Origin of the sequence: Candidatus Rhabdochlamydia sp. W815, assembly GCF_018642185.1 — a bacterium.
In the GTDB taxonomy this organism is placed as follows: Bacteria; Chlamydiota; Chlamydiia; order Chlamydiales; family Rhabdochlamydiaceae; genus Rhabdochlamydia; species Rhabdochlamydia oedothoracis.
On the sequence record NZ_JAAVTY010000065.1, the window covers coordinates 1 to 8,329 of the forward strand.

Annotated in this window: 7 protein-coding genes; 4 read left to right on the plus strand and 3 right to left on the minus strand. The window is 34.7% G+C overall.

What is annotated here, in order from left to right; translation table 11 throughout:
• Window positions 1–504: 504 nt before the first annotated feature.
• From RHOW815_RS05295 to RHOW815_RS05305, 3 genes are all read right to left on the minus strand, one after another.
• Window positions 505–2,016 carry a ComEC/Rec2 family competence protein gene (locus tag RHOW815_RS05295; protein ID WP_215217292.1) on the minus strand — a complete coding sequence of 504 codons (1,512 nt, stop codon included), beginning with the start codon at window positions 2,014–2,016 and terminating at the stop codon, window positions 505–507.
• Window positions 2,017–2,288: 272 nt separating this feature from the next.
• Entirely contained in the window at window positions 2,289–2,885 is a 597-nt protein-coding gene (locus tag RHOW815_RS05300; protein WP_215217293.1) for a hypothetical protein, read from the minus strand.
• A 138-nt stretch (window positions 2,886–3,023) separates the two neighbouring features.
• Window positions 3,024–4,280 carry an NAD(P)/FAD-dependent oxidoreductase gene (locus tag RHOW815_RS05305; protein ID WP_215217294.1) on the minus strand — a complete coding sequence of 419 codons (1,257 nt, stop codon included), beginning with the start codon at window positions 4,278–4,280 and terminating at the stop codon, window positions 3,024–3,026.
• Between the two features lie 239 nt (window positions 4,281–4,519).
• Between RHOW815_RS05305 and hprK the strand changes: the two genes are divergently transcribed.
• The 4 genes from hprK (at window position 4,520) to RHOW815_RS05325 (ending at window position 7,907) form a co-directional block, all read left to right on the plus strand.
• The gene (gene hprK / locus RHOW815_RS05310; RefSeq protein WP_215217295.1) at window positions 4,520–5,494 is read left to right on the plus strand and encodes an HPr(Ser) kinase/phosphatase; all 975 of its coding nucleotides are present in this window, start codon (window positions 4,520–4,522) and stop codon (window positions 5,492–5,494) included.
• Window positions 5,475–5,735 (plus strand): HPr family phosphocarrier protein, encoded by a 261-nt coding sequence (locus RHOW815_RS05315; RefSeq protein WP_245397607.1) that lies wholly within the window; start codon window positions 5,475–5,477, stop codon window positions 5,733–5,735. The genes hprK and RHOW815_RS05315 overlap by 20 nt, the downstream gene beginning before the upstream one ends.
• Window positions 5,736–7,541 (plus strand): phosphoenolpyruvate--protein phosphotransferase, encoded by a 1,806-nt coding sequence (gene ptsP, locus RHOW815_RS05320; protein WP_215217297.1) that lies wholly within the window; start codon window positions 5,736–5,738, stop codon window positions 7,539–7,541.
• Between the two features lie 180 nt (window positions 7,542–7,721).
• Window positions 7,722–7,907: a DUF4277 domain-containing protein gene (locus RHOW815_RS05325; protein ID WP_215217298.1), complete on the plus strand. Its 186-nt coding sequence runs from the start codon at window positions 7,722–7,724 to the stop codon at window positions 7,905–7,907.
• Window positions 7,908–8,329 lie beyond the last annotated feature (422 nt).

Consider the following 8,329-nt stretch of genomic DNA (forward strand, 5'->3'; position numbering starts at 1 on the left):
GTGGAAACTTATACTAAATAACAGACCTAGAAAGGCTCTCAACTTCGAAACTCCACTAGAAGCGTTTAGGAGATTATCTACAAACATGCTATGCTCGGGTGCACAATAGATGTTTTTTCAAGTATTTATATGTTCTTTTTTGTGCACTTCGAGGTTGAAAGGGCCAAATGAAATACAAAGAAACAGGTGACTTATAGATAGATACATATAGTATTAGTTGTTTATAATTATTAACTTAGAAATATTTCTTGTGTAGAGTAATTTGGGATTATTTATTGAATAAAACCCAAAACTGAGGTTACTAAAGATAAAGAAAGTTCAAAAACCCAAATAAACAATAAAAAAATCTATAAAGAATTACCTGGGAAATATAAAAAATTGATAAAGAAATCTAACCCGAAATTCAGCCTAGATATGCAGTCTACTAAATCAGTTAAATCCATTGAGTCCACTAGAGCTCATTTAAAGAAACGCTCTATCTTCATCAAAGCAGAACCACTTTCTTTAAAAGATAGGATTTGAAGCCTTTTGCAAAGAAGCTTTTTCATGAAAAGCAATCGCTCCAAAAAAAAGCACTGTTAGATATAAACCGAGCATATTGGGAGTTATCACATCTGTGCGTAGACTAAACTGTAGCTTTATGGGAGGATAGGATGTGATATGTAAAATAGCTGTGGAAAAAAGCTCATTGATCTTGAATACAAAAGAACATGCCTTAGGTATAAAATACAAAATAAGGCTAGGAAATAGTAAAATACAAGAAAGAGCTGCACAATAGGGAAAGAAAAGATTGTAAGCAATGCTAAGCAAGGGAAATTGGTGAAACAGATAGAGCAGTAAGGGAACGGTTGCAATGTGAACTGCGATATTTACCGAAAAAGAACTGCGCAAGAGGTGCAAAATACTGTAGGCATATTTATCTATAAGGGGCATCTCCTTGAGTTCTTTTTCGGTGCGTTTGGGTAAAAAATAGCTCAATAGATGTTCTGTTGGTTGGTACAATAAAAGGATAGCTAAAGTACAAAGAAAGGTAAGTTGAAACCCCAGTTCTAAAATGTTCAAAGGCAATGCATATAGCTCAACAATCAATCCTAAACCAATAGTATTGAGTCCAGAAGAGGGATAACCAATTAATTCTCCCATTAAAAGGGTAGCAATTGCAATATACGCTCTTTGAATAGAAGGAGAATCTCCTAGAAAAACATAATAGAAGCTAAGGCATAAAAGAGTCGTCAAAGCAGTTGTCTTGTAAGGAAGTAAACAGTTAAACATACTTTTCAGCAAATAAGCTAATAGTGCAAAATGAAAACCTGAAATGACAAGTAAATGTTGTAGACCTAACTTACCAAACTGCATCGTTAATAATCTCTCATCGATTTGCCCAGTAACCAAAGCACTTAAAAAAACAGCTGTTTTTCGATCCGATACCTGCTTATGGATGTATTTGGAGATTAGCTGTTTAGCCGAGAAGCGCCATTCAATGAGACTTAAAAAAGGAGCTACCCTCTTCCAAGTTTTTTTCTTCGTTGGTTTTAAGACAAAAAGGTGAGAAGATTTTTGCTGTAGATTGCCTTCTATTTCATAAATCGCATTACAAATAGGCCTTTTACCGTAAATGGGCAAGTAAATAGAACAAGGGATATTATGATAGGTTTGTTCTTTCGTTTGAAAATCGATTAATGTTCCCTGATAGAGCAAAGAACGATAAAAAGGAGAAGAGACCATTTTAATCAATTGGGGTTTGAACTTACCTACTCCTGAAATCTTTTCAGAAGCAAGTGTTAATTCAGGATAGCGGAATAAGATAGATACAAAACCAATTAGAATAGCGATAATTGCTAAACAAAAAAGCTTCAGATTTTTAGTTATGGGAAGAATAAGAACTGCTAAAACTACCAGATAATAGGACTGGAAGCTTAAATAACAAGCGCTTCCCATTAAGAGAGAAATCCCTGTAAGAAGCGCAGGGTGTTTTAGCCAAAAGTTATAGTAAGCTTGGCATGTATTTGAAAGCATCTTAGGAAATAACTCTTTTGGATGATATTTTCCAAACCCTTGGCTTTTCTCATAATTTTTTTACAAAGCCAATATAACAATAAAGTCCTATTATCTAGAGCTTATTTTTTACTATTTCCCACGAGATTTTTCTAAAGCCTGATTTTATACAGTTTGTATAAGAAATACTTGTAGAAAAAGCTTTCAGATTTTGGTTGAAAAAGAATAAAGATAGATTAGAAACTAAAAAACAATAGTGCTTCTATTAAGAAGCACTGAGTTGTTTGCTAAAATTAAGAATATTCATATGACTCCAGTAAGGGCGGTAATTTTTCTGAATCCTGCAAGTTTATTGACTGATTCAAAATTTCATGTGAACAGTAGATAGTACCATTTTCGGCGCGTTTTTTCTTAATATTGGGAATGTATTCTAAACATGCTTGTGCCAAATCTGCAGCTTCATAACATGACGAGCAAATTGATTGTGCGCAAGATTGAGCTACATCAAAGCAATCATAAAAAAAATCTCTAAGACTAAACAAACGACAAAGATCTTTATTAAAGAGATTATTAAAAGCATTTTCACAATTAGAAAAATTTCCTCTAACCTGTTTAGATAAATCGAAAATTTCACCTGCGATGATATTACCTTCTGCAGTTTCACAAATAAAATTCCGGTTTTCGTTAAGGCATAAAGATTCAGCATCTTTACCAGCCTCAAAATAACATGCAGTAACCGCAGCTATTGCTGCGATTCCAACGCCAGTAGCACATCCAATTACAATATTCCTTCGTGTTAAGCAAGAATGATTAGATGTTGAAGGTGATAAATCGACGGTTACTGTGTATGAGTTTTGTGGAACTGAGTGAAATTTTACCGCTGATGTCATAAATCTCCTTAGTAAATTATTTTATCATGATTTTTAGACTTATAAGTATGTTTTTATTAAAATATAGTTTAAATAAGAACGTAATGGAACTAAATAAATTGACAGTATGGAAAACCGTTGTTTAAAAAACATCTAGATCTATTCTTTTATTTCATCTATAGAACGGCTGTAGATGAGTCGTACCCCTCTTTTACCAGAAATCAAGGTCATTACCCACTCAATTAGTACGATAAAGCGGTCACGGAACCCAATGAGATAGATAAGGTGAATAAAAGCCCATATAAGCCAGGCGATAAAGCCGGTAAATTGGAGTTTACCAATAAAAGCAATGGCTTTGGCTTTTCCAATAGTAGCCATGCTCCCTTTATCAAAATACTTAAAAGGTTTTCTATTTTTTTTATCTAGGTCGCGGATAATGGTTTTTGCTACATAGCGCCCTTGTTGAATAGCTACAGGTGCAATCCCAGGAAGAAGCTTGTCTTTGTATTCCATATGTGCAGCATCTCCGATGACAAATACTTCTGGCAAGTTAGACAGGGTTAAATCAGGTTCAACAATCACACGACCTGCACGATCTAGGGGAGTATTTAAGCAGTTGAGTAATTTGGATGCTTGATTGCCAGCTGCCCAAATGATGTTTTTTGAAGCGATAAACGTGTCTGCTATTTGAACGCCTGAGTCATCAATATTGGTTACTTTTGTGTTATTAAGTACTCGAACTCCGAGTTTTTCAAGGTCTTTTTTAGCACGTTTGGATAATCTTTCAGGATAACTAGGTAGGATATTAGGGCATGCTTCTATTAAAAAAATCTGTGCTTTCTCTGGATTAATTTTACGAAAGTTTTTAAACATGGTTTTGTAAGCAATTTCAGCAATAGCGCCTGCCATTTCTACTCCAGTAGGTCCTCCTCCAATAATTACAAATGTTAAATAAGGCAAAATGGATCCAAAATCCGCTCTTTCTGCTTTTTCAAAAGAGATTAAGATTTGCTCGCGAATATTTAAAGCATCGGGAATGGTTTTTAAACCAGGAGCGAATGCTTCCCATTGATCATTGCCAAAGTAGCTGTGACGAGCTCCAGTTGCAATGATTAAATAATCATATCCAAACCATGCTTGATTAGAAAGAATCACTTGTTTTTGCGCGGTATTGATATCAGTTACCTCGCCCATAATTACAGAAACATTTTCTTGGTTTCTAAGAATTTCTCTTAGAGGTGTTGCGATTTCTCCCGGCGATAGAGCCGCTGTAGCCACTTCGTATAAAAGAGGTTGAAATAGGTGGTAGTTCATTTTATCGATTAATAAAATATCTACATTAGCTTTTTTTAAAGCTTTAGCGGCATTTAATCCTCCAAAGCCTCCACCAATAATAATTAATCTGCTTTTAGTCATAAAATTACTTTAGTTTTATTATTATGAAATTAATCTTCTTGTTTTTATTTAAATAAGAGGAAAAGTAAAATCTTTGCAAGATTCTTTTATCGAGAGAATATATTTCTTTTTGATTTGCAAGAAAGCCTACTTCTCAATAAAATCACTTTAAAATACAAAAATAAAAATTTTAACACCATATTGCGCTAAAGCTGAAAAATCCGTTAAAGCAGCGATTCGCATTTACCTTAAGTTACTACATGTATTGTGTTCAAGATCTTTTCCAAAAATATGGACCACAGCTTGGATTAAAATTAATTGCAGGAGAACCGGGTTTAAATCGTCAAATTAAAGTACCAGAAGTACATCGTCCAGGCCTTAGCTTATCCGGATATCTAAAGAATTATGCCAGTCAAAGAATCTTAGTGTTTGGTAACGTTGAAGCGCGCTATCTTAGAGATCTCGACAAAAAACTACGATTAAGTAGATTACAAGCAATTCTAACTCCCCAAACCCCCGCTGTTATTTTAGCTGGTCGTTATACGCCTTTAAAAGAACTGGTGCGTATTTGCGCAGAAGTGAAAATTCCTTTGTTTCAAGCTCAAGGTTCCACCATGAGCTTAGTTAGTAAAATGACATTAATACTCAATGAAGAGTTCTCGTTAACCATGAGCTGCCATGGAACTTTAGTAGAAGCTTTTGGAGTAGGCATATTGATACAAGGCGATTCCTCGGTAGGTAAAAGCGAAGCTGCTTTAGGCCTTATTGAAAGAGGGCATCGTTTAATTTCCGATGATGTTGTGCGTATTCGTCTGCGAAAAGGATCTTATCTTCAAGGATCAGGCCCTGAATTAACCCGTCACTTACTTGAAATTCGAGGAATTGGCATTATTAATGTAGCCCACCTATATGGAGCGGTATGTGTAAGAGATGAGAAAACAATCGATCTCATTATAAAGCTAGAAGAGTGGGATGAGCGTAGATTTTATGATCGAGTGGGTTTAGATGAAAAATATTATGATATTCTTGGAATCAAAGTTCCTTTTCACGTGATTCCCGTTAAGCAAGGTCGAGATATTGTTTTGCTGATTGAAACCATTGTTTTGAATCAAAGATTAAAAGAGATGGGGTATCATTCTGCTCGGGAATTCAATGCTAAGTTATTGGAAAGTATTTCTAGAAAACAGAGTAAGAGGGCTAAAATCTGTGAAGGTCATGCGCAAAGTGAGGGTTAAAAATGCAATGGGATTGCATGCTAGACCAGCTACCGGAATTGTTAGATTACTGCAAGGGACAAAGTCTGCTGTTTCTTTTACCTATCGCAAAGAAACAATTAATGCACGGAGTATCATGAGCATTTTGATGTTAGCTGCAACAAAAAACTCTTTGATTACTATCTTGGTGGAAGGAGATGATGCTCAAGAAACTATGGAAAAGCTAGTTAATGGATTTGAGAATCATTTTGGAGAGCAGTAAATGTCCAAAAAACAAGAAGACAAAACCCAAGAAACTCGGATTCAAGGTTATTCGGTTAGCGAAGGAATTGCAATAGGTCATCCCTTTTTTCTAGAAAATATAGACAAACCCATTCCTAATTTCCCTATTACATTAAATGAAGTTGATCAAGAGATCCAACGTTATCACATAGCTTTAAGGTGCAGCAGTGAAGATCTTAAAAAACTTTCCAAATATTTAACCTATAAAGGTTCCAAAGAAGCCGCTACTATTATTGATACGCAAATCCAAATTTTGGGAGATCCCTGTTTAACCACTCAAGTAGAAGAAAAGATTCGGAATATGCTGCAAAATATCGAAGCGGTTTTTCATTCTGTAATTACAGAATATGAGATTCGTTTTTCTTGTATAAAGGATAACCTTTTTCAAGATAGATGGGTTGATATAATGGACTTAGCGAAAAGAGTTCTTAGGCATCTTTGTTTTCAAGAGCAAGCTCCTTGGCTTAATGTTCCGGCTGAGTCTATCATTTTTGCAAAAGATTTAATTCCTTCTCATGCAGCAGTTGCTGATTATCCTCTTGTGATTGCTTTTGTTACAGAAGAAGGAGGAACTAGTTCACACGCAGCACTTATTGCTAGATCGAAAGGAATTCCTTATGTGACTTGTATTAATTTAAATAATCTGCGCTTATGCTTAATCCAATGCGTTATTGTAGATGGATATAGTGGGGAAGTTATTTTAAATCCTAACGATAAAACTTTAGCAGAATATCAGAACCGCAGAAATAATTTACAGAAATGGATTAAGAAAATTCATGTGAATACAGATTCTGTTTTACGAACAAAGGATGGACAATCTGTAGAAGTATTAGCAAATGTAGGTCATCTACATGATGTCGAACAGTTGACAAAGCTTGGATCCAAAGGGATTGGTTTGTTTCGAACAGAATATCTTTTCTTCCAAAACGATCATTTTTCTTTTTCAGAAGAACATCAATATGAGTTTTATTCGAAAATTATTCAGAAAGCCGCCGATATGCCAGTAACTATTCGTGTTTTTGATATTGGAGGAGATAAAATTCCACAGTTTTTACACTCTTTTAACACAGATAATACTGTATCCAAATATCGAGGTATTCGTTTTCTTCTTTTACATAAAGATATTTTCCGTGTGCAATTAAGAGCTATTTTACGAGTAGCATATTATGGAAATGTACGCATTTTATTACCTTTAATCAGCGATCTTATCGAATTAGAAGAATCGCGTATTTTGATAGAACAAGTGTCTCAAGAGCTATCTCAAGAAGGGGCATTATATAAATCAAATCTACCTTTAGGATGTATGATTGAAATCCCATCGGCTGTATTCATTTCTGGTGCTTTAGCAAAAAATTGCGATTTCTTATCTATTGGGACCAATGATCTTATACAATATAGCTTAGGAATAGATCGGAGTGATTATGTAGAAAGCGGTTTTAATTATTCTATTCATCCGAGTATTATCCGCATGATTAAAATGGTTATTTCTGAGGCTATACAAAATAAAAAAGATGTTTCCATTTGTGGAGAGATTGCTTCTAACCCTCTCTTTGTTGCTCTATTAATGGGATTAGGATTGAAAATCTTTTCCTGTTCTCCTCGCTATATTCCAGCTATTAGATATGTAATTAAACAAATTCACCTTAAAGATGCAGCTATTCTAGCACAAACAATATTGGAAATGGATTCATCAGCACAAATTTTTGAGATCTTACAAAATTATCTCAGTTCTATACATATTCCTGCATATTTGAGCAGCAATCTTTATGCAAAAAATAGATCGTGAATATATTAGACCCCTTTCTCCGATTTCTGTACCTATCGATTGGCATCTGATAGGCTTATTTGGCAGGCTTTTGATCTAAAAAAGATGTTTCCATCCTACATTCCTACCCCCTAGCATATATTTTTGGAATTAGCTAAGCCTTTTATGCTATTATGTCTTTTTTGAACAAAGAAGTGCGTTATGGTAGAGGTTTCAGAAGGAGAAATTCAAACGACAGTAATGGACCATCATGGCTTAGTGGCTGCCATTTGTCAGGACTTAAAAATTGCTGAAAGGATTGACAATCGTATGCTATCAGGCCCTCAAAGAAAAGTTAGTCCGGGAATAGCAGCGTTGGCTATGATCATCTATAGATTCCTATCTTAACAAAAGCATTTCCAGCTATATCGCTCAAATAATCATATCTCATGGATTAAAATACTTTAAAATTTTAGACGGTTTGGCGAGCTCATAATAAGTTTGCAGAGTTAGAACTTTCTATAGATGATTCTTTATCTTTTGATAGGCGTGTTATGATACTAGCTTTGCTAATGAATTTCTTCTTTACCAAAGTTTTTACATAAATGGTGCCCCTGTTACAATAAAAGGCTGCTTTATCAAAAAAAGACAGCCGAGAGTTTCTGTTTTTCAATATAATGTTGGATTAATGTCTAAGAGCCTGTTTAAAATCTTCTCATTAAGGTATAATGATAGTTTTCATAAAACCTTTGGAGGTAGTTATGACCCGCTCTTATCCAAGCGATATTTCTCGTAAACAATTTAGCAAAATCCATCTAATACTTGAGTCT

Coding starts and splice junctions, on each gene's coding strand:
- RHOW815_RS05295 (WP_215217292.1), bottom strand. CDS start 2,016: ATGCTTTCAAATACATGCCAAGCTTACTATAACTTTTGGCTAAAACAC.
- RHOW815_RS05300 (WP_215217293.1), bottom strand. CDS start 2,885: ATGACATCAGCGGTAAAATTTCACTCAGTTCCACAAAACTCATACACA.
- RHOW815_RS05305 (WP_215217294.1), bottom strand. CDS start 4,280: ATGACTAAAAGCAGATTAATTATTATTGGTGGAGGCTTTGGAGGATTA.
- hprK (WP_215217295.1), top strand. CDS start 4,520: ATGTATTGTGTTCAAGATCTTTTCCAAAAATATGGACCACAGCTTGGA.
- RHOW815_RS05315 (WP_245397607.1), top strand. CDS start 5,475: ATGCGCAAAGTGAGGGTTAAAAATGCAATGGGATTGCATGCTAGACCA.
- ptsP (WP_215217297.1), top strand. CDS start 5,736: ATGTCCAAAAAACAAGAAGACAAAACCCAAGAAACTCGGATTCAAGGT.
- RHOW815_RS05325 (WP_215217298.1), top strand. CDS start 7,722: ATGGTAGAGGTTTCAGAAGGAGAAATTCAAACGACAGTAATGGACCAT.